This window comes from Clostridium sp. SM-530-WT-3G, assembly GCF_012843905.1.
Classification (GTDB): domain Bacteria; phylum Bacillota; class Clostridia; order Clostridiales; family Clostridiaceae; genus Clostridium.
Window position 1 is genome coordinate 1 of sequence record NZ_JABAGC010000011.1, and the last position, 22,781, is coordinate 22,781.

Annotated in this window: 14 protein-coding genes and 2 pseudogenes; 1 reads left to right on the forward strand and 15 read right to left on the reverse strand. The window is 29.5% G+C overall.

Features of this window, described 5'->3' with window-relative positions:
• Positions 1–127: 127 nt before the first annotated feature.
• The 8 genes and pseudogenes from HF850_RS06100 to HF850_RS06135 form a co-directional block, all read right to left on the reverse strand.
• Entirely contained in the window at positions 128–937 is an 810-nt protein-coding gene (locus tag HF850_RS06100) for an EcsC family protein (protein ID WP_206151606.1), read from the reverse strand.
• 153 nt (positions 938–1,090) lie between these two features.
• Positions 1,091–2,356 carry a cytosine deaminase gene (codA, locus tag HF850_RS06105; RefSeq protein WP_169104583.1) on the reverse strand — a complete coding sequence of 422 codons (1,266 nt, stop codon included), beginning with the start codon at positions 2,354–2,356 and terminating at the stop codon, positions 1,091–1,093.
• Between the two features lie 11 nt (positions 2,357–2,367).
• On the reverse strand, positions 2,368–3,630 hold the full coding sequence (gene codB / locus HF850_RS06110; protein WP_169104584.1) for a cytosine permease: 1,263 nt from the start codon (positions 3,628–3,630) through the stop codon (positions 2,368–2,370).
• Positions 3,631–4,149: 519 nt separating this feature from the next.
• Complete coding sequence (locus HF850_RS06115) at positions 4,150–5,658, reverse strand: subtype B tannase (RefSeq protein ID WP_169104585.1); 1,509 nt, start codon at positions 5,656–5,658, stop codon at positions 4,150–4,152.
• Between the two features lie 184 nt (positions 5,659–5,842).
• Positions 5,843–7,249 carry a HAMP domain-containing sensor histidine kinase gene (locus HF850_RS06120; protein ID WP_169104586.1) on the reverse strand — a complete coding sequence of 469 codons (1,407 nt, stop codon included), beginning with the start codon at positions 7,247–7,249 and terminating at the stop codon, positions 5,843–5,845.
• The gene (locus tag HF850_RS06125) at positions 7,246–7,950 is read right to left on the reverse strand and encodes a response regulator transcription factor (protein ID WP_169104587.1); all 705 of its coding nucleotides are present in this window, start codon (positions 7,948–7,950) and stop codon (positions 7,246–7,248) included. Before HF850_RS06125 ends, HF850_RS06120 begins: the two co-directional genes overlap by 4 nt.
• 282 nt (positions 7,951–8,232) lie before the next feature.
• Positions 8,233–9,512: pseudogene (locus HF850_RS06130) on the reverse strand (hypothetical protein).
• Between the two features lie 465 nt (positions 9,513–9,977).
• Positions 9,978–10,876, reverse strand: a pseudogene (locus HF850_RS06135) (FAD-dependent oxidoreductase).
• Between the two features lie 491 nt (positions 10,877–11,367).
• On the opposite strand from HF850_RS06135, the gene HF850_RS06140 reads away from it, so the two are divergent.
• Positions 11,368–12,168 carry an alpha/beta hydrolase-fold protein gene (locus HF850_RS06140; protein ID WP_169104588.1) on the forward strand — a complete coding sequence of 267 codons (801 nt, stop codon included), beginning with the start codon at positions 11,368–11,370 and terminating at the stop codon, positions 12,166–12,168.
• Between the two features lie 363 nt (positions 12,169–12,531).
• On the opposite strand, the gene HF850_RS06145 is transcribed toward HF850_RS06140, so the two are convergent.
• The 7 genes from HF850_RS06145 to HF850_RS06175 form a co-directional block, all read right to left on the reverse strand.
• The gene (locus tag HF850_RS06145) at positions 12,532–14,010 is read right to left on the reverse strand and encodes a glycoside hydrolase family 32 protein (RefSeq protein ID WP_169104589.1); all 1,479 of its coding nucleotides are present in this window, start codon (positions 14,008–14,010) and stop codon (positions 12,532–12,534) included.
• Entirely contained in the window at positions 14,010–15,257 is a 1,248-nt protein-coding gene (locus HF850_RS06150; protein ID WP_169104590.1) for an MFS transporter, read from the reverse strand. The genes HF850_RS06145 and HF850_RS06150 overlap by 1 nt, the downstream gene beginning before the upstream one ends.
• A 197-nt stretch (positions 15,258–15,454) precedes the next feature.
• Complete coding sequence (locus tag HF850_RS06155; RefSeq protein WP_169104591.1) at positions 15,455–16,438, reverse strand: LacI family DNA-binding transcriptional regulator; 984 nt, start codon at positions 16,436–16,438, stop codon at positions 15,455–15,457.
• Between the two features lie 279 nt (positions 16,439–16,717).
• Entirely contained in the window at positions 16,718–17,815 is a 1,098-nt protein-coding gene (locus HF850_RS06160; protein WP_169104592.1) for a metallophosphoesterase, read from the reverse strand.
• 195 nt (positions 17,816–18,010) lie between these two features.
• Positions 18,011–19,573, reverse strand: a complete 1,563-nt coding sequence (locus HF850_RS06165; RefSeq protein ID WP_169104593.1) for a sodium-dependent transporter — start codon at positions 19,571–19,573, stop codon at positions 18,011–18,013.
• A 352-nt stretch (positions 19,574–19,925) separates the two neighbouring features.
• Complete coding sequence (locus HF850_RS06170) at positions 19,926–21,332, reverse strand: aldehyde dehydrogenase (protein WP_169104594.1); 1,407 nt, start codon at positions 21,330–21,332, stop codon at positions 19,926–19,928.
• A gap of 87 nt (positions 21,333–21,419) precedes the next feature.
• Positions 21,420–22,778 carry an MATE family efflux transporter gene (locus tag HF850_RS06175; RefSeq protein ID WP_169104595.1) on the reverse strand — a complete coding sequence of 453 codons (1,359 nt, stop codon included), beginning with the start codon at positions 22,776–22,778 and terminating at the stop codon, positions 21,420–21,422.
• Positions 22,779–22,781 lie beyond the last annotated feature (3 nt).

Below are 22,781 nucleotides of genomic sequence, written 5' to 3' on the forward strand. Positions count from 1 at the left end.
CACATTCGTTCGCTGAGTAAGCGATTCACACCAAATCACAGATTTGGGTTCACTGCTTAGGAAACTCGACTCACATTCGTTCGCTGAGTAAGCGATTCACACCAAATCACAGATTTGGGTTCACTGCTTATAGTTTATTTATAAACCTCTTTTTATACTTCATTTGGGCAGCTTTACTTACATTACTTAAAACCATGTAATTGACAGCTCCACCTAAAGTTCCAACTAAAGGTATACCTTGAATGAACTTTGAAACAAGCAAAGTGTTAACAAGATTTTTTGAAGTTTCTTTTATCATATTATCAAGATTTAAATCTACATCACTTTCTTCATTATTATCAATTAATTTTGCTATTTTGTCGCATGCTTCAGAATACTTCTTTTTATTTTCTGGCTTGCTTATTCCAAAACATATTGTGTTTAATATAAATACTTTTTCTTTATCATTATCATAATCAAATCCATACTTAAGGGAAATTTCATAAATCATTCTAAGCATTACAGAAATAAATACAGGAATATCAGGCATTCCCACTCCAATAAACCCAAGTGCTGAACCTTCAACTGCTGTTATACCCTGGCTTATATTCTTTCCTTGATTTACTCCTTTATCTATTATCTTTAAATTCTTACTGCTCAACTCTTTTGATAGCCTATATTGATTTACATCTGCCTCAAGCTTTATTTCATTTACATTGTAACTTTTCTCAATTATAACTGTCCCCTTTTCAAATATATAATAAAATCCTTTTTCAAATGTTTTATTGATTGTTGCTGCAAGCTTGTCTGGGATTTTTTCTTCTACTTTGTTTTTTAGAGGATTAAGTTTTTTCTTTATGAATAAGATTTCTTTTTTTCTTATAAAATTATTTTCTTTCTTGGCTAGATTTTGTTTCTCTTTTAAGATTACTTTTTCTTCCTGCCTAGTCTTCTTCAAGATTTACCTCCTAATATATCGTACTCATATAAATATATTCTTTTTCATTATTAATAATTATATGATTGATATATTAATATAAAAACAAAGAGAAAAAGCACCCATCCGACCAAGAATAGTGCTTATCTCTTCAAATCTTTATTAAAAATTTTACTATCTTTTAAATGTTACTTCTTTTTCTTCATCCATATTTACATATGACTTACTTGGTGTAGTCTTAGCAATTATTCTTCCTTCTCTTATAGAATATAAAACCTCTGCTCTTCTTCTAACGGCATCATAACCACTTTCAGCATTTAATAAAATTAAATTACCTGGCTTACCTATTTCTATTCCATATTTGTCTTCTATATTTAAAGTTCTTGCACTATTTGTTGATATAAACTTTAATGATTCATTTATATCATCATAACCCATCATTTGGCATACATGTAATCCAAAATGAACTACTTCCAACATATTTCCAGTTCCCATTGGGTACCATGGATCAAATATATCATCATGTCCAAAGCTCACATTAATACCAGCTTCATTAAGTTCTTTAACTCTTGTAATCCCTCTTCTTTTAGGATAAGTGTCAAATCTTCCTTGTAGATGAGTATTAACTAAAGGATTAGAAACAAAGTTTATTCCTGACATTTTTAATAATCTAAATAGTTTATATGTATATGCATCATTATATGATCCCATTGCTGTTGTATGACTTGCTGTCACCTTATTTTTAAGACCTGTTTCTAAGGCTCTTGTAGCAACTACTTCTAAGAATCTTGATTGCTCATCATCTATTTCATCACAATGAACATCTACTAATACATTATATTTTTTCGCTAATTCAAATATTTTGTTAATTGATTCTACTCCATATTCTCTAGTGAATTCAAAGTGAGGTATAGCACCTATTACATCAGCTCCTAATTTTATAGCTTCTTCTATTAACTCTAATCCATTTGGATAAGAAAGAATTCCTTCTTGTGGGAATGCTACTATTTGTAATGTAACGTAATCCTTAACCTCTTCTCTTACTTCAACCATTGCTTTTAATGCAATTAAACTAGCATCAGTAACATCTACATGTGTTCTTATAAATTGAATACCATTAGCTACTTGCCATTCTATAGCCTTTTTAGCTCTAGTCTTAACATCTTCCTTAGTTAAAAACTCTTTTCTTTGAGACCATCTTTCAATTCCTTCAAAAAGAGTTCCACTTTTATTCCATTCTGGTTCTCCTGCTGTTAAAGTAGTATCTAAATGAATATGTGGTTCTATAAATGGAGCAGAAGCTAACGCTCCATTTCCTTCTATAATCTCTTCATTATTTTCTGCCTCTAAATTTTCTCCTATCTCTGAAAACTTCCCATCTACTATTTTTATACAAAATAATCCTTCTTTATCTAAAAATCTTACATTTTTAATTAACATACTGCATCTCCTTATCTTTTAATTATTTTTGTTCCTATTAAATAAACTAGCATTGTTGTTAATATTGCATTTAAAGCTATAACTCCAACTGATACAACATTTGCTACAATAAATCCTGCTAAGAAAGCTACAATTGCTATCCAGTTTACTTTTTCAAATTTTGTATTTTCAATATTATCATATTTTCTTTTCTTTACGAATAAATAATCGGCTATTATAATTCCACCTACAGGAGGTAACATTGAATTTAAGAAAGTTAAGAATGTTACAAAATTATTGTTTAACCATATTGCTCCTACTGTTCCTATAAGTCCTCCTATGATTACCATTTGCTTCTTAGGTAATTTTGTTATGTTTGAAAGTCCAAGCCCTGCTGTATATATTGCATTATCATTAGTTGTCCAAATATTTAATCCTAAAACTAAAATTGCTGGTATTACTAAACCTTGTGAAAACATTACGTCTGCTATATCGGAATTTCCTGTAACCATTGCTCCAACTGCTCCAAATAAGAACATTAAAGTGTTTCCTATAAAGAAAGCAATTACTGTTGAAGATACTGCTATTTTTTTATTCTTAGAAAACCTAGCAAAATCTGGTGTTGCTGTTCCTCCACTTATAAATGATCCTACACATAATGTTACTGCTGTTACCATTGCCATCTTACTTGTTGGATCTATATTCATTAATGCTTGAACTCCCCCTATAGAGTTAGTTGCCATCATTGCTGATGTACTACCAAGTACTGCTATTGCTGGTACTGCTATTGCACTTAAAATCGTTAAAGACTTCATTCCAAAATAAGCTGTCACTGTCATTAATATTCCTGTTATTGCTACTAATAAGTATAAGTTTATATTAAATCTATTTGCTATTGGTATTGCAAACATTGCTATTCCAACACCAAACCATCCTATTTGTGTAATACTAATTATAAATGATGCAAGATATGAACCTTTTTCCCCAAATGAATATCTTGCAAGTAAGTGCATTGAAAGTCCAGTATCTGCACCTATATATGCTAATGCTCCTGTATAACAAGCTAAAATCAAGTTACCTATTGCTACAGCTATAAAAAACTCTTTTAAAGATAAGCCTGTCCCTAAATTTCCTCCAGTCAACATGCTTGCTGAGAAAAATGTAAATCCAAGCATAACTACAAACATTGAAAGGAATCCTTTCTTATCCTTTTTATGTACATGTCCTAATGCATAATCATGATCTTGATTATCTACATTAACTTCATTTACTACTCCAACTATCATTTCTTCCATTGTTATTATCCTCCTAAATTTTTATTTAGGAAAACTAGTACTTATACTTCTTATAAAAAAAACGACCATTCTTTTTAAGAAGGTCGTTAAACTCTATAATTAGATATAAAAATTAAAGGTTCTAAATATAATTATTATATTTAAATTTAAAACTCTATCTAATTTATCTTATGTGCCACTTATCTCCGACCTTGTTAGTCTCTCTGGACTAAATTTAAAGGACTAGTTTTCTTTAATGTATTATAATATGCTCTCCCCAATTATGTCAATGTTTCCTATTAAATATTTTATTATGAGTTATTACTTACCTGTTCATATTATCTAGACTAATAGTTTTTACTAATACAAATATATAATTAATTTTTATACAAAAAATACGGAGTTATAATTAAAATCCTTAAATTAATAACTCCGTTGTTATAAATAAAAATTTATTTTTAAATCTTTCGCAACATGTTGCGAAAATAATTTATATAATATTTCTATATTTACATTATTAAAATATAATTCCTACATAAATTACACTATGTCATTCATCCATTGGAATAATTCATCTAAATCATAGTCTCCACTATGACCTTGATTCCATGAAACAGCAAAGTCAACATCTGCTCCAGCACCTTGTAGTTCATTTGTTAATATTACTGGCGTAGATATTGCTACATCATTATCTTTTAATCCCTGTCTTATACGCCAATAATTAGCCATATCTGATCCATCAACTCCAATATAGTTCATTGGATTCATCATCTTAATTACTTGAGAATCTGCTATAGTTCCAGTTCCTGATGTATCATTTGTCATACTGAATTCTGTAAAATGTTGATTGTCAGTATTTTCTGATCCAAACAAGCTGTTTTCAGCAGTTGCATTTCCATTTGATAAATCTACTTTATCAAATGCTGGTGCTGCCTTTGCTCTTGAAATGTAATTAATATATCCATTAAAATCAATATCAGTTACAGCTCCATCTTGTATTGTTGCCCATGTTATATCCGATACATCTTTTCCTGAGTCTATTGCAGACTGTACTGATTTAATAATATAAGATTTAACATAATCCTTAAATGGACCATTTCCACTATCATCAAGAGTTAATGGATTTCCCTCTTGATCTAATAAATTCAAACCATTAATATATGCAGGGAATGCAGCCTTTAATTCGTCTGAATACTTCATCTGATCTGCTGTTTGAGTTAATGATGTATTATTTGTTGTATAATTATTTATTCCATTAAATAACCATTCATATCCCATATCTGCATTATCAAGATTTGTTGTTGGTCCGTAACATGAAGCTGCATAAACAGCATCTGAAGCGCTTGCTGCTCCAAGTTGTTGTAAGTATGGTTTATAATCTTCATTATTTCCTGTAGCTCCAAGTAAAGAAGACATTGCCCCGCCTGCACCTGTTCCATTTGAAATTATTTTATCTGCTGTTCCTGGCATAGCATCATCATTATAATGAAGATAGCTTACTGCTGCCTTTAAATCTACAATTGCAGCTGGAGCTTTACCATAATAAGTTCCATCTGAATTTTCATTAGTACGACCTCTTGCACCTGGTGATGCTACAACATATCCTTGTTGTATAGCCATAAGAAGTGAATTAGGTGTTCCTTCACTTTGTGAGTTAGAAGATAGAGTTTCTGGTTCTGCTGGCATATATCCATCTACATTGTTAGGTAAAAATATAGGTGCTGTATCGGCTGTAAAATCGCCTATTGATTCTCCATTAAAATATGCTTCTGGAATATATATGTTCATGCACTGATACTTTGTATCTACTGGTTGTGCTACATATACAACATTTTCATAAGCACGAAAAGTCACATCTTGACCATTTACATTTATAGTTTCTGTTTTATAATTATCCTTATCAAAATTTAAAACTGGATCAGTAATATTTTCTGTTACTTCTATATCAACTGTACTACTATTTGATGTATTGGAACTATTAGAACATCCTGCAAGTGATGATACTACAAATGTAGCTGCAAGAAGTACTACTATCATTTTTGATTTCATTTATACTTCATCCTTTCGTTTCCCTATAAATACAATCTATTTAAAATAAAAATTCAACCTATATCCACTAAAAATTTTAACAAGAATATTTTAAAAAATTATGAAATAACTATGTCTTAAAAGTTAAAACATTAAATAACACTTAACAGGAGACAATATTTTTATATTTATACAAATTACACCTTTAATTTCTATGTAAAGTAAATTCAAATCTTGTAAATTCAGGCGTTACTTCATCAACATAAATATCCTCTCCAAGATTTCTAAGTATTTCTCTTGCAAGTGAAAGACCAAGCCCTGAACCTTTCTCATTACGCGATTTATCTCCTTTATAAAATCTATCAAATATAAATGCTACATCTTCATCCGCTATAGGTTTTCCATTATTTTCAACGCTAACCTTTATTATTTTATTATTCCAAGAGGCATCTATCTTTACATATCCATTTTTCTTTGTAAACTTAAATGCATTATCTATTAGTATAAATAGTATCTGCATAATTCGATCTTTGTTACTATAAAAATCAGGAATACTCAATGCTTTTTCTGTAATCATGAACTTTATATCAGTATCTTCTGAAAATACTTCAAAATATTCGTTTATTTCATTCATAATTTCTTTACCATTAACATATTCTTTTGCAATAGCCATTTCTCCAGACTGAAGTCTTGAAAGTTCAAGCATATCATTTATAAGTTTCTGCAATCTTTTTGTTTCTCTCAATATTATTAAATAATATCTTTTCTTTTTATCCTCTTCTAATTCAAATTCATCACATAATGTTTCTGAAATTGCTCTTATTGATGATATTGGTGCTCTTAATTCATGAGATACGTTTGCTATATAATCACGTCTTGTCTGTTCCAAACGTTTTATGCTCTTGTCATTTTCAAGGAGCTTTAAAGCAAGATTATTCATTGAATTTGAAAGAACTCTTATTTCTCCAAATCCCTCTTCCTTTGTTCTTGCATGAAAATTTCCTTCAGCCATAGAATCAGATACTTCAGCTATTTCTAAAAGAGTTTTTATATACTTTCTTGAAAAGAAATAAATAAGTCCAACTATTATAGAAGCAGACACAAAACTCACAAAAAATAATATCATATAAAACCCTTTAATTATAATATCAAAATTACTGGCAGACTTTAATGCAAAAATAGCTCCAACAATTTTTCCATTATCTTTTATTGGCATTCCAATTATTATTAATTCTTCCGGAATATTCTTAAGGCTTTTGATTTTTTGAACTGTCCTCCCCTTCAAAATACAGCTAATATATGGATTTAAATCCTTTTTAATTTCTTTATCTAAATCTGAAAAAAGTTCATATTCTTTTATATTGTTTATGATTATTTCATTTTCTTGTAAATCATATGCTTTTAATATAACATCATGATTATTATTAATATCAATTTTATTTTCATTTATTTCATCTACTATGTTTTCCATTATTAGTGTGAATTCCTTAACTGTTCCCATCAAAAACCACTTCTTTATTATAAAGAAACCTAAAACCTGTCCTACGGAAAAACCAATAAATAATACCAAGCTTATTATTAAAAGAAATCTCTTTAATAAACTCTGCTTCACTTTGTCACCTCAAATTTATACCCTATTCCATATACAGTCCTTATTGCCCACTTTTCATTATGCTCAGGTAATTTTTTTCTAATACGCTTTATTTGAGTATCTACTACTCTAGTATCTCCCAAATAATCATATCCCCATATTTTATCTAAAATTTCCTCTCTACTTAATACACGTCCTTCATTTTTAACAAGAAGATATAATATCTCGCATTCTTTTGGTGTCATTTCGACATTAATGTCATTTATAGTAACTTCATACTTATCAAGGTCAACTTTAAAATCTTTAGAAATCACTAACTTCCTGCTACTCTTGCTAGGGTACTCTCCTTTATTACCGACTCTTCTAAAGATAGCTCTTACTCTAGCTACAACTTCTCTAGGTGAAAAAGGCTTTACAATATAGTCATCAGCACCGATTTCAAGTCCAATAATACGATCAATTTCCTCACCTTTTGCAGTAAGCATTATTATTGGAACATCACTGGTTTTACGTATTTCCCTGCACACCTCTGTTCCAAACATTTTTGGCATCATTAAATCAAGAATAATAAGATCAGGATTTTCACTATAGAATTTTTCTAATGTTTCTAATCCATCATATGCAGAAATATATTTCATTCCATCATTCTCTAAATATGTACCTATTGTTTCATGTATTGCTTCATTATCATCACAAATTAATATCTTTTGTATTGTATCCATAGCTCCTCCAATAATTTTTGCCGATACTATTATAATATTATCACCTTATTTATTATCTCAAAAAGCTGCAGAAAGTATTTCTGCAGCTTCATAAAAATTAAATATAAAATTATACTTACTAACCAACATAATCTATCAGTTCTGTTTATAAAAGTAAACTTATATATTAAAAAATCACTTTATTACTCAACTATATTATATTCCAAAAATGTGGCATAAATATGTCTTTTTTATATTTTTTAATTGTATTATTGTTTTAATTTATAAATTCATTCATTATTTCTACATGTGTTTCCATGATTTCCTTATTTCTTTTAAAGCTTTCTTTGAGCCTCTTTCAATATCTCTTTCAAGTTTTCTTTCCTTAAAACTTATAAATATCTGATTTAAGTCATATCCTTCTGGATAAAGCTCACAAGCTTTAAGTTGAAGCTTTACTCTTCTATAATTAACCTCTATAAACTCTTTATTATAAAAAATTATTATATTATTATACATCCTTTTTTATATAAATCTTCAAGTGCTGCAATTGCTAGTGCTGCTCCTTCATTAGGTTCTGTTCCACTTCCTATTTCATCAAAAAGAAGCAATGTTGATTTATTACTTTCCTTTATAATATGAGCAAGATTTTTTACATGCGATGAAAATGTACTTAATGCATTTTCTATACTTTGATTGTCTCCTATATCTACAAAAATTTTATTAAATATAGATACTTCAGTATCTCTTTTTGCTTTTATATGAAAACCAAGCATTGTTTGTAGTGTAAGCATCCCAACAGTCTTTAAGACAACTGTCTTCCCTCCTGCATTTGGACCTGTAATTATTAATGACCTATAATTACTTCCTATTTCAAAATCTAATGGCACTGGATTTTTAATAAGAGGATTACATCCTTTCACTATTTTTATATATCCATAATCATTAATTTTAGGCTGAATACCTTGTATATCATTACTATACTTAGCCTTTGCCCATATCATATCAAGTTCAGATATAACATCTATATTCATTTTAAGATCTTTAATTCGTTCATAAATCATTTCTAAGAACTTCTCTAGCTTTTCTTTTATTTTTCCTTCACACATATCAATACGCTTTCTTATTTTCTTAAGCTCTTTTGATGCATTTGAATCTACCCTGTTTCCTGTAATAGAAATGTTAATTTCCTCTTCTATATACTCAAGCTCAGTAATATTATCACTATACAAGCTTAAAGTTGGTGCATATCCTTCTTTATCTTTCATAAAGTTTTTAACTTTTCTGCATCCTCTCAAAAAATCTGATATCATTATAAGATTTTCTGGTTCTAATGATGCTCCCTTTTCCATTTTTTCTATAAGAGAAAGTATATTAAATACTCCATCTAAAGGTATATGATATGATGCATCTAAAAGAGCTCTTCCTTCTGATGTCTCATCAAGCCTTCTTTTCACGACTTTTATATTTGTACTTGGTTCAAGCTTATCTATTAATGCTTTTCCTAGGCCACTTATACAATATCCTTTTACAATTTCTTTTATATCATAATAATTTAATTTTTCTAATGTTGTATTATCCATTTTATACTCTCCTTGGCTTTATTCAAGTCAACGAAACATTAAGACAGACTTCATTTTCAGTTATCAGTTAACAAGTAACAGTTAACAGTTTAAGCTATTATTTATTTCTAAAATAAAAAGCCATGGATACTCCACAGCTTAATTACAATTTATCTATGTTAGCTAAAAATAATATAATTCCAAAAGCATATAAATCGCTTATACTTTATTAATTCAAAAATCATATTTCAATTATTTTAGCTTCCTGTTTAAGGTAATTTGTGTTTCGTGGACTCGTATCATAATATCAATAATTAATTCCATCAAAATAAAAGCTATTAAGCCCTATTTTTTTAGGAATTATATAATTTTCTTATTGTGATACTAGACACTCACAAACTTCCCTCACTTTCATTTTGAAATCTATCTTCATTTCCATTATATGTTTGTAGTTTTAATTAGTCAACAATAAATTATTCTTTTATTTCACAAAGTAAAATCTTCTACAATATCTTTTATAGCAGGGCTATCTATCAATTTTCCCATATAGTCAAATCTTGAACTATGGCAAGGACAATCCCAGGTTAATTCATCATCATTCCAATGAAGCTCACATCCTAAGTGAGAGCATTTTGTTGAAACAAAACACGCATTTCCTTGCTTATCTTTATATACTCCTATTTTTTCTCCTTCATATTCAATAATTCCAGCATGACCTTTCTTAATATGCTCAAGGTTACTACTTGGTATATGTATCTTCTGTGCAATAAAATTTACAGTTGTTTCAGTCATATCCTTTGCAATATTTTTTACTGATGAAGATAAGTCAAATCTTTCTGGTGAAAATATATCAGCATAGTTGCATTCTATTCCAAGAATCATATCACAAATTATTGTTGCTGATACCATGGAACTTGTCATTCCCCACTTATTAAAGCCTGTAGCCACATAAATATTTGGCGTTTTTTCTGAATATCGTCCTATGTAAGGTATTCCATCTATGGGCATACAATCCTAAGCTGACCAGTAATATCTTTCTTCTGATTGTGGATATATTATTTTTGCAGCTTTTCTTAATTTTTCATACCCTACACCCTTTTCATTTTCACCAGTTCTTTGGCTTATGCCACCAAACAAAACAAAATTCTTATAAGCTCTAATATAATATGGTGCTGTGATGTTATCTTTGCTGTAGTATTTTTTGTATTTCCACATAGCATTTTATATTTATCAATGATAACTGGATTTCTCCCACTCTTCTTTAACAAATATCCTGTAAGAATACCTGCTATTCCTGCACCTATTATTAAAACATAAGCTTTTAGATCTCCATTTAAAGTTTCTCTCTTTTTTATCTTACAAGTATTACTCCATACAGATTCCATAAAATCACCTCAAAATTTAGTATTCCACTAAATTACCTAACTATTCTTAAAAAACCATTTTGCAGTACTAAATAAACTTATTCTATAAAAAAACATTAAAAATTTTAGAATAAATACTAATTATTGTAAATGTTTAACATGGTATATTGATACTATACAACCCTTTTTATATAATTGAAATATAATCCATTTTAAGAGGTGTTGATTTATGAATTTACGGAAAAAATTTTTTTCTTTTAACTCTTTCTAATATGTTAATTACATGTACATGCTCTACACCATTCTCAGTATTTGCAAGCACAAACACATCCGAAATTAATTTAAAAGATGCAGGGCAAAACCACAATTTAATGGAAGTGAGGCTGAATCCATGATTGACTACGAAGTACCTTATGGATTTGATACTTATAAACTTGGAGTAAATTATGGAGATTTAAAAGAGGTATCTTACTACTCAAATACTACGCAAAATAAGAAAGAGAGGAATTAATATGGAAAACTACTCAGTCCCTAGTAGATTTGATCTTAACAAACAAAATGTAAAATATGGATATATAGAAGAAGTATCATACTACTCAAAGACTACTGGTAACACTAGAAAATGTAATATTTTATTGCCAGCAAACTATTCAACAGATAAAAAATATCCTGTATTATATCTCCTACATGGTATAGGGGGAACTCATAATGAATGGCTTGGAGGAAATCCAAAAGAAATTATAGGTAATCTTGAAGCTGAAGGAAACTGCCCAGAAATGATTGTTGTTATGCCTAATGTGCGAGCTTCATATGATGATTCTTTACCAGAAGAAATCTTAAGTGTTGAAAACATAAATGCCTTTGATAATTTCATAAATGATTTAAACAATGACTTAATACCATTTATAAATTCTACTTATTCAACAAAGCAAGACAGAGAAAATACTGCTATAGCCGGACTTTCAATGGGTGGACGTGAATCTCTTTACATAGGATTTAAGGAACCTGATAAATTTGCATACATTGGCGCATTTTCTCCTGCTCCAGGATTACTTCCTGAAAAAACATTAAATTATTCTGGTCAATATACTGCAGAGCAATTTACAATTCCTAAGAATTCAAAAGTTACTCCAAAGCTTATAATGATATGTACAGGAAATAACGATACTGTTGTATATGACAATCCAAAATTATATCATGATACGTTAATAAACAATGATGTTGATCATCTTTGGTACACAATAGATGGAAATCACGACTTTACAGTATGGAAACATGGTCTATATAATTTTATAAAAAGAATATTTAAATAAGTAATACAAAATATTTCTCAACCAACTAAGCCTACTTATCAATATATATTCAAAATAATAAATTACAATTAAGATAACTTACAGCCCATAACAATATTTTAATATTATAAAATCCCCTGGAACTAAATCAATAAAAGACTTTTCCAAGGGATTTTACTATAAATCAATATTTATATTCTATAAGATATTCTGACTTATATCATTTTCTATTTTAATATCTTGTTTATCTTTCTATTCTGTTCTTCATCTATCAATCCTTTTCAGGACTTTCAATAGATGGTCAATGATATATTTTGTAATTAAATATTTTTATCAAACTTGTTTTGATAAAACCTCATTTTATTTGTTCACAATATTAATTCTTTACTTCCAAGTATCCTTTAATGCCCAAGCGCTAAATGTATCAACTTTTACTTTTCCATCTTGTGAAAATAGTTCAATATTACTTATTTCTTCTTTAGGATAAATACGACTTGTCATTGTAGCTTCTCCGTTATTTATGAATACTTCAATCGAAGATCTGTCTAAAAATATACGTAGTGAAAGCTTTGAATTTTCTTTTAAAGTCACTTTTCTTGAAGGATCTTTTTTATCCTTTCCAAAATCACCACATTCAAGAACAAGTTTTGATAATTCTCTATTATATGTTAACACTAACTTTTCTTCTCTGCTTCCATTAATTCTTACTCCAACTGATTCTGCACAAGAATCCGATAAATCAAATACAGATTCTATTTCCATCATTCTTTCTGTAGTATCTAGTTTAAAACTATTATCCTTTGATATTATTATCTCACTTGCTTCACCTTGTTTTGAATTTCTAAGTAATTCAACTTCTTCTACTGGATTCATTAGCACCTTATTATCCTTGCTCAATGTTAATTCACGTGGAAGTGTAAGTGCACCACACCAGCCATCATTTTTAGTCGGCATATCTGATTCCCACATATCCATCCAGCCTATTGCAATTCTACGTCCCTTATCATCGTCAAATGACTGAACTGCATAAAAATCATGACCTTTATCTAATTCAGTAAATGAACCATGTTTAAATTCATTTTTATCATAATCATAATCACCAACTATATAACCTGTCTGGAATAAATTCTGATAATCATCTCCACTTTTATCCATACCTTGTGGTGAGAATGTTAATACGTATTTATCACCTAACTTAAAGAAATCTGGACATTCCCACATATAACCTAGTTCACCACTACTTGTTGCAAGTGTACCAACATAATCCCATTTACGTAAATCTAATGATGTATATAATATAACTCTTCCTATGTTTTCTTTTGTAGAGTTACCTACAACCATATACCACTTACCTTTATATCTCCACACTTTTGGATCTCTAAAATGATGAATACTATCAGCTGGTGGTTCTGCTATAACTGGGTTATTGCCATACTTTTTAAATGTTATTCCATCACTGCTTACTGCAATATTCTGAGTTTCATAAAATGTATCTTTTTCCTTGTCTATATAGTTATGACCTGTATAAATTAGTGTTAATTCACCATCATTATCTACAGCACTTCCTGAAAAACATCCGCCTTTATCAAATTCATCTCCTGGAGCTAATGCAATTGGGCAGTATTCCCAATGCATAAGATCTTTACTTTTAACATGCCCCCAATGCATAGGTCCCCAGTTTTCATCATATGGATGATGCTGATAAAATACATGATACTCTCCTCTATACTGAATTAATCCATTAGGGTCATTGATCCAGTTAGCTGGAGCCATTATATGATATCCTAATCTATATCTTTCATTTAATTTTCCCTTTGCTTCTTTTAAACATTCTTCTGCTTTTACAATTCTACTATCTAACATTAATTTCCCTCCGCATATAATTTATTTTCTTCTTTTTTATTATCTAAAACTTCATTTTGTGAATTACCCAAAGTAAATATTGAGATAAATACAAAAACAAATACTATTGTACCCATTGCAATATAAGTATGGCTGAAGCCAATATTATCATAAAACTTACCTGCTATTGGCGATAATATGCTTGTCCCAACTTGAGATGCAAATTGATATCCTACTAAGTATAGTATTGATGATAAACGTGTATCAAAATTAGCTGCAAGGTATTTAAATACCGAAATAAGCATAATTGGTAATTCAAATGAATGAATAAGCTTCATAAATGATATTAATATAGGGCCACCTGCAAGACCAGATCCTATAATTCTAAATGCCATCAAAAATCCTGCAAAAATAAGACCTTTTTTAGAACCTATCTTGTTTACTATATAAGGAGCTGCAAACATCATTCCTGCTTCTAAAAATACCTGAAAAGAATTAAGATATCCAAATATCTGATTTCCTTGAGTTTTTGTTGCAAACATAGAAGAATAATATAATGGGAACTGCTGATCATATACGCCATAGAAACATGTCACTCCGATGACATATAGCATAAAAAACCAGAAAGATTTTAATCTAAATAACTCAAATACATCTTTTACTTTTAAAGATTCTGCTTTTTCCTTTTCTTCTTCTGTCATATCTATTGATACAGATTGAATTATGAAGAATAATATTATAGCAGAAACTGATGCTATCCAGAAATTAATATTAGGATTTATATTAAATAACTGTCCTGCAAAAAATGTAGCTGCTGCCCATCCTAGTGAGCCCCACATTCTAGACTTTCCATACTCAAAGTTATATTTACGTCCAATTTTCTCAATATATGATTCAATAGCACCTACACCAGCTGCAAAAGCTGCTCCTATATAAAGTCCTCCTACTACTGCCCCTATCAATACATTATATCTTAATAAAGGTCCATATACATATATAAAAAATGGTCCAACAAAAATTAGCAATATACTAATAAAACTCAATATGCTTTTCTTTAACCCTATCTTATCAGAAAAATAACCATATAAAGGCTGCATACATAAAGCAAAAATAGCATTAACTGAGAAAATAATTCCTGAATCAGCTCCACTTAATTTAAGTTCCTGCCCAAGCCATATAGAAAATAGATATGTACTTGCTGACCAAGTTACAAAGAAAAAGAAGAAATACGCACTTAACTTAATATACAATGATTTTGATTTTGACATATTTAAATCCCCCCTTAATAAAATTTATTTGCAAACATTTCCAAGTTATGAATAAATTATATGTCAATCGGTTTCATATGTCAACCGATTCCAGTAAACTTTTTCAAAAACAAAATAGATAAAACATACTTTATAATTATCCTAAAAGTATGCCTTATCTATCTTCAGTTTAAAATATGTATGTTCTTATGGATTCATTAAGTAGTTTTACCTTCTAACAACAATACTGGAAGTGCTATTTTAGCTTTTTTATTTGTATAATCTTCCTCTATTTCCTCTATCAAAACCTCAATAGACTTTCTTGCAATAAGTTCAATAGGCTGTTTTATGGTAGTTAGATTCGGCAATAGACTTCTGCTTGTCTCTGTTCCATCATACCCTACTACCTTTATATCTTCTGGTATCCTTTTTCCACGTTTTCTAGCTTCGTTAATAAATGATGCAGCAAACAAATCATTAGTTGCAAATACTCCATCTACATCTGGATGCTCATCCAAAATTTTATTTGCAATCTCAATCTGATTTCCTCCATCAAATGCACTCTTAATTTCATAAGTTATTGGAGTCATCTTATTAGCCTTCATTATATCTTCATAGGCCGTCTTTCTTAACCTTGCCATAGTCCTTAAGCAGAACTCACCATCAATATTAATTATTTTAGTACATCCCTTAGATATTAATAATTCCGTTGCAATCTTACCACCATTATAATTGTCTGATCCTATTATAGGAATATTCTCAGATAAATCTGTATCTATTGATACGACTGCTAGATTATCATTTTTATAATCTAATATTCCTTGATTATGTGTTCCTACTATAATGCCATCCACCTGATTTCTCATAAGCATTTCCAAATAGTTTTTTTCCTTATCAATATTGTTCAGACTATTACAAAGCAATACTTTGTATCCTAAAGAATTGCATATTGTTTCTATGTAAAAAGTAAGTTCTCCAAAAAATGGATTACTTGTTGTTGGCAGTATTATTCCGATTAGATTCGTTCTTTTATTATATAATGAACGTGCAACATCATTAGGATAATAATTTAGTTCCTTCATTGCCTTATTAACTTTTTCCTTTGTCTCAGCACTTATGTATCCTCTATCATTAAGTACTCTAGATACCGTAGTTGGTGATACCCCTGCCAGTTTTGCTACATCTTGAATCTTAGGCTTCATATTATTTTCCCCTTTTTATTATTTACGTTCTCATAAATTATGTATCTTAAATTTATAGTTATTCTTATAATAGTTCCAAAAGAATATTTCTATATAAATTATATCATACATGTTAATTTTTTCTATAGATATATACCTATATTAAGCTTAATCTCTAGTATCATAAAAAATAACAAGGTAGACTTCATTCAAAATAATGAATTCTACCTTGCAAATCCAATTAAGTTTTTAACTATTCTTCAAAAATAATTTTGCTGTTTTATAATTAATAAAACATAACTATCTAAGTCCATTTATATTTATAACTACATATTCACTCTTACATCCAGTTCGGAATCCAAATCCCCATTCTGATATCCCAGAGCTTACTATAAACGAAGTATTTTTTCTTTGTTCAAATCCATATACCCTGTCATTTCTGCTAACCAATTTATTTATGTATGCAAGTGGGTAAAGCTGCCCCCCATGAGTATGCCCTGATAAAAGCATATCGATTCCATTTTCTTCTGCTTCCTTATACTCTATTGGCTGATGGTCCAAAAGTAACATAAACTTTGTTTTATCTACTTCTCTTATAAGTTCATCAGTACTCATTCTGTCATGTACTGTAGCATCCTGTCTTCCACATATATAAAACTTATTATCAACCAATACACTTTCATCTTGAAGGACATTTATATTATTTTCTTTAAGTGCATTAATTAATTGTTCATCAGTATAGTATCTATTTCCACCAAAAAAATCTAAGTCATGATTTCCAAATACGAAATAAACTCCATATTTTGATTTTGCCTTACCTAGTGATTTACAGCCATCGACCATATCTTCATATGTAGTGCTTCCATCTACAAAATCTCCTGTAAATACTATAACATCAGGATTTAAATCTGAAATTTCATCAATGTATTTTTCAAACTCTTTTCCATTGAATGTTGTTCCTATATGTGAATCTGTAATCTGTACAACCTTAAAACTATCTCCATCAGCCAATTTGTCACTTGTTACAGTATACTCTGTACTAACTACATCATGAGCCACATTCCATCCATAAACAAAATAGCCTGTAGTCAAAACTATAGCTAAAACACCTGCAATATAACCTTCTTTATTAATTTTTAATACTTTCCTAACAATCTTGCAAATCACTTGACATATAAAGAACAGAAATGCTAGATGAATTAATATTACTACAGGATACATCAAATACCACAGTCCAATTATTATTGAAACTATAATTGGAACGCTAGCTGCAATCCATGATAATGCTTTATTTTTCTTCTCTAATTTTTTTATAAACGAAAACTTATGAAAACAAAAAGTAACATACACACATAATAATATTAAGATTATTAATGGTATAATTAAAAACTTTAACATACTCCACCTCCATCCTTAGAAACAATAATCAACTTTACAAGTAATAATATACCATAATTTGCAATATTTTTGATTAAAATAACATAAATATATTATAGACAAACTATTAAATATATAATCATAAAATAAAAGCAGGTTTAAAGTATATAAAAATACTCTAAACCTGCTTTCTATGCTGATTTACAAATTAGTTAACTAAGAATTAATAACATCCTCTTTCCAGTCTATATTCTCATCAACAATAACCATTTCATATCTTTTTCTTACAACTTTTTTAGCTATGAATCCACTTGAAAATACTAAGAATGTTACAGCCCATCCTGCAACAACATTGGCCCAAAGAGGATATCCTGAATCTGCTCCATATACTCCTCCGCCTGCAAATAAACTATATAAATTCCATATACAGAATAATATAAGTGCTATTGGAGCGATAAATTTAATTGAACCAATAAACCACCATGAAGGAATTTTATAGGATACAGTATTTCTATTTATTTCACTTAAAACCTTACCTGGCTTAAATACCCATCCTACAACAATACATTCTAAAGCACCGATTATAATCATATTATATTGATTTGTCCAGTTGTCTAATATATCAAGCCATGCTAATCCTGAATTAGTTATAAATATTATTGAAAATAGTGCTGAAATTATACATATTCTCTTTGTAGTCTTTCTCCTATTAATCTTAAATCTATCTGCTACAGCTGTTGAAACACCTTCTACTATAGAAAATGCTGAGTCAACTGCAAGGGATGCAAGACATAAATAGAATATCATTCCAAATAAAGCATTTACCCATCCAGTACTTGTTAAATTAGCTATTGCCTGTGGAAATATTATAAATGCTGTAGCTATTCCAGATGCAGACATATCATTTATAGTCATACCAACACCATACATAGTAGTAAACATAACAATTCCTGATAAAACACTTACTCCAAAATCCGCCAATGCTATTATTGTTGCATCTTTCGCCACATTAGCTTCTTCTTTAAGATAAGAACCATATGCAAACATTATTGCCATCATTATAGAAAGACTGTAAAACACCTGTCCAATTGCATCAATAATTAAATTTGACCACAAACCATTATCACTTATCACTGAAAAATCTGGAATAAATAATTTAAGTAATCCATTAGTTCCTCCAGGCATTGATATACCTTTTACAGCCATAATAATTAAAAAAATAAGTGGAAGTGTAAGTCCTGTATATTTAACTACTTTTCCAACACTTACAGTCCCTCTTCTTATACATGCATAAATAAGAATCCATGCAACTGCAAGGCATATAGCCATAACTAAAGGAATTCCTGCTCCTTGAATAGTCCATGAAGTCTTAGTAATTTCTCCAAATAAGGAACTTGCCGCTTTTGGATTTCCAACCATTCCTGCAAATTTAAAACTAAATACAGCCATTGCTATTACCCATGCAAATACAACCGCATAATATATCTGTATAGCAAATGCATTAGTAGTAGCTGCCCACCCAACAAATTCTGCTTTTTTATTTATACTTCTAAATGCACCTGGTGCTCCTTGACGTGTTTTTCTTCCTATTGCAATTTCCATTGATAGCATTGGAATTCCTAAAATAAACATAGCAATTCCATAAGTCAATAAAAATGCTCCTCCTCCATATTTAGCTGCAAGACCTGGAAAACGCCATGCATTACCAAGACCAACTGCTGAACCTATTGCTGCTAGAATAAATGTAATTCTTGAAGACCATACTTCTCTTTTTTCCATACAATCACCCTATTTCTTATAAATTTTCACCTTATAAGTTCTACCATATAAAAATTGATTAACATTAATAATGTATACAATCTTTATTTATTAATTATACCTATTTTCCAATTTTTTGTAAAGATTTTATAACATATTACAAATGTTTTTATTGTTTTTTTATTAATTTAATATAAATAAATAGATTTTATTGCTTTTTTATTATTTAACGATTTGTTTATTTTTAATATATTACTGATTAGTATGATTTCTCTTAAATCATATTATAACTACGACAAAAGACAGAGTAATAATGTTTAATACTCTGCCCTTAAATTACTTCTATTAAATTTCACTTTTAGCTTTTTATAGTTTACTTAAATACTTTTTTAACTAAATTTAATTGTTTTTCTGTATATTCTGGATACATCATTGAACCACCAAAACCTAAGCTTGAAGGCTTCTTTAATACAGATCTTCTATGTGAAAAAGTCGTAAATGTATCTTTTCCATGATAACTTCCCATTCCAGAATTTCCAACGCCTCCAAATGGTATATTACTATTTGCAAGGTGTGTAATAGTATCATTTATGCAGACACCACCTGAACTAATTTCACTCAATACTTTTTGCTCCACATCCTTTTTTGTTGTAAATAAATACAATGCTAAAGGCTTTGATAATTTCTTTATTATTTTTATTGCATCATCTAAATTTTCATAGCACAAAACCGGAAGAACTGGCCCGAATATTTCTTCACTCATAGTTGCTGCATCTAAAGATGAAACTTCAATTATAGTAGGTTCTATATACCTCTTTTCCTCATTAAAGCTTCCCCCAAACACAATTCCTTCTTTGTCTTTTTCAATAAGTCCTTTTATTCTATTAAAATGCCTATCATTTATTATTCTTCCAAAGGAATTACTTTCTTCTATATTTTTTCCAAAGAATTCATGAATTGCATTTTTCATTTCATTAATAAGCTGGTCTTTTACATTTTTCTTTACCATTAAATAATCTGGTGCAACACATGTTTGACCTGCATTTAATGTCTTACCCCATATTATCCTTTTGGCTGCTTCCTTTATATTTGCACTATCATCTACTATAACTGGACTCTTTCCTCCAAGTTCAAGAGTAACTGGTGTAAGGTTTTTAGCAGCCGCCTCCATTACTATTCTCCCAACAGCTGGACTTCCAGTGAAAAAAATATAATCAAATTTATTATTTAATAGAGCTGTATTTGTTTCAATTCCACCTTCAACACATGCTACATACTCCTCTTCAAAAATCTCATCAATCATTTCTTTCATCACTTTTGAAACATTAGGTGCTATTTCAGATGGTTTAAGAACAACAGTATTTCCAGCTGCTATTGCACCTACAAGTGGCTCAAGTAAAAGTTCAACTGGATAATTATATGGTGATATTACTAAAACTGCACCATATGGCTCATTTATTATAAAGCTTCTAGACGGCATTAAGTAAAATGGTGTCTTTCTTCTCTCTGGTTTTGCCCATTTTTTTAAGTTTTTAATCATATGAGTTATAGTATTATATACAAGCCCTACTTCTGTCATATATGCTTCATTTTTATTCTTACCTAAATCTGAGTAAAGGGCTTGATTTATCTTATCTTCGTATTTCTTAACACCTTCTTTTAATTTCTTAAGCTGTTTTATTCTAAAATCTATATTTTTAGTAACTTGACTATCAAAATACTTATTTTGCTTATCTAAAATAGTTTTTATATCTTCTACAGTTAATTCTTCATTTTCCATAATAATTCTCCTTAGAATATAATTATTCTTTTAAAAAGAATACCACTCTATAAAAGTATAAACAACTAAATTATTTAATAAACATTTTTAATTTGCTGTTGAAACTATTGCTTTTGTTTTCCATACTCCACTTGCATAACGTAAAATACATACGATTGCTGTAACTGTCCATGTAGCTCCTGATGTAATCCATATTCCCCATAAGCCAATAAATGCAATCTTAGTAAAGATATTAGAAAATATTATTCTGCATAACACTTCAGTTATTCCATTTATCATAGAGAATTTTGCATCACCAGCTCCATTTAATAATGCTCTTGGTATGAATATCATTCCTAATGGAAAATAGCATATACTTGTAATTCTTAATGCTTTAGCCCCCATTTCAATAACATTAGCTTCATTTACAAATATTCTTATTATTGATTCTCCAAATATATATGCAATTGGAAGCATTAATAAACTAAATGATAAAATCATAATTGTAGAACTGTATAAACCTTTTTTCACCCGTTCAATCTTACCTGCTCCCATGTTCTGACCTGTAAAAGTAGTTACTGCCATAGACAACGAGCCATATGGCTGCATTACTATCTGCTCAATTCTAGATGTTACAGTAAATGCTGCTACTACTGTTGCCCCAAAACTATTTACTACACTTTGAAGAACTAAACACGAAATAGCAATAAGTGAGCTTTGAAACGCTATAGGAGTTCCTATCTTTAATGAATTCATTATAATCTCTCTGTCAGGCTTCATCTCTTCTCTAGAAATCTTAAAATATGATATATTTCGTACTGCATAAATAGTGCTTGTTACTGCTGAAATTGTCTGTGCAATAATTGTAGCAAATGCTACCCCCAATACACCTGCATCAAGATAAATTACAAAAATAAGATCTAATACTATGTTTAATATACATGAAATGATTAGAAATATAAGTGGAGTCTTTGAATCTCCAAGTGATCTTAAAATCGAAGATACCCCATTATAAGCTGCTATTACTATCATTCCAGCACAGGTTGTCCTAAGATACAGTGTAGAATCATATATTATTTCTTCTGGTGTAGATAATAATTCTAAAATTTCAGGTGCAAAAATTATGCCTATTACACTAACTACTATACATACAGCACCTAGTACATAAATTGAATTTACAATTGTATCTTTTACTTTACTACTATTTCCTGATCCAAAATACTGAGCTACTATTATACCGATACCGCCTGAAATACCTCCACTTAATGAAAAAAATAAGAAGTTTAAAGAACCACATGCTCCAACTGCTGCAAGCGCATTAGCACCAACATAATTTCCAACTACTATTGAATCCACAAGGTTATAAAATTGTTGAAACAGATTTCCAAACAGTAAAGGAAGTGCAAATTTTATAATATGTTTAGTACTACTTCCTACTGTCATATCAGTAATTCTACTTTCTCCCATAAA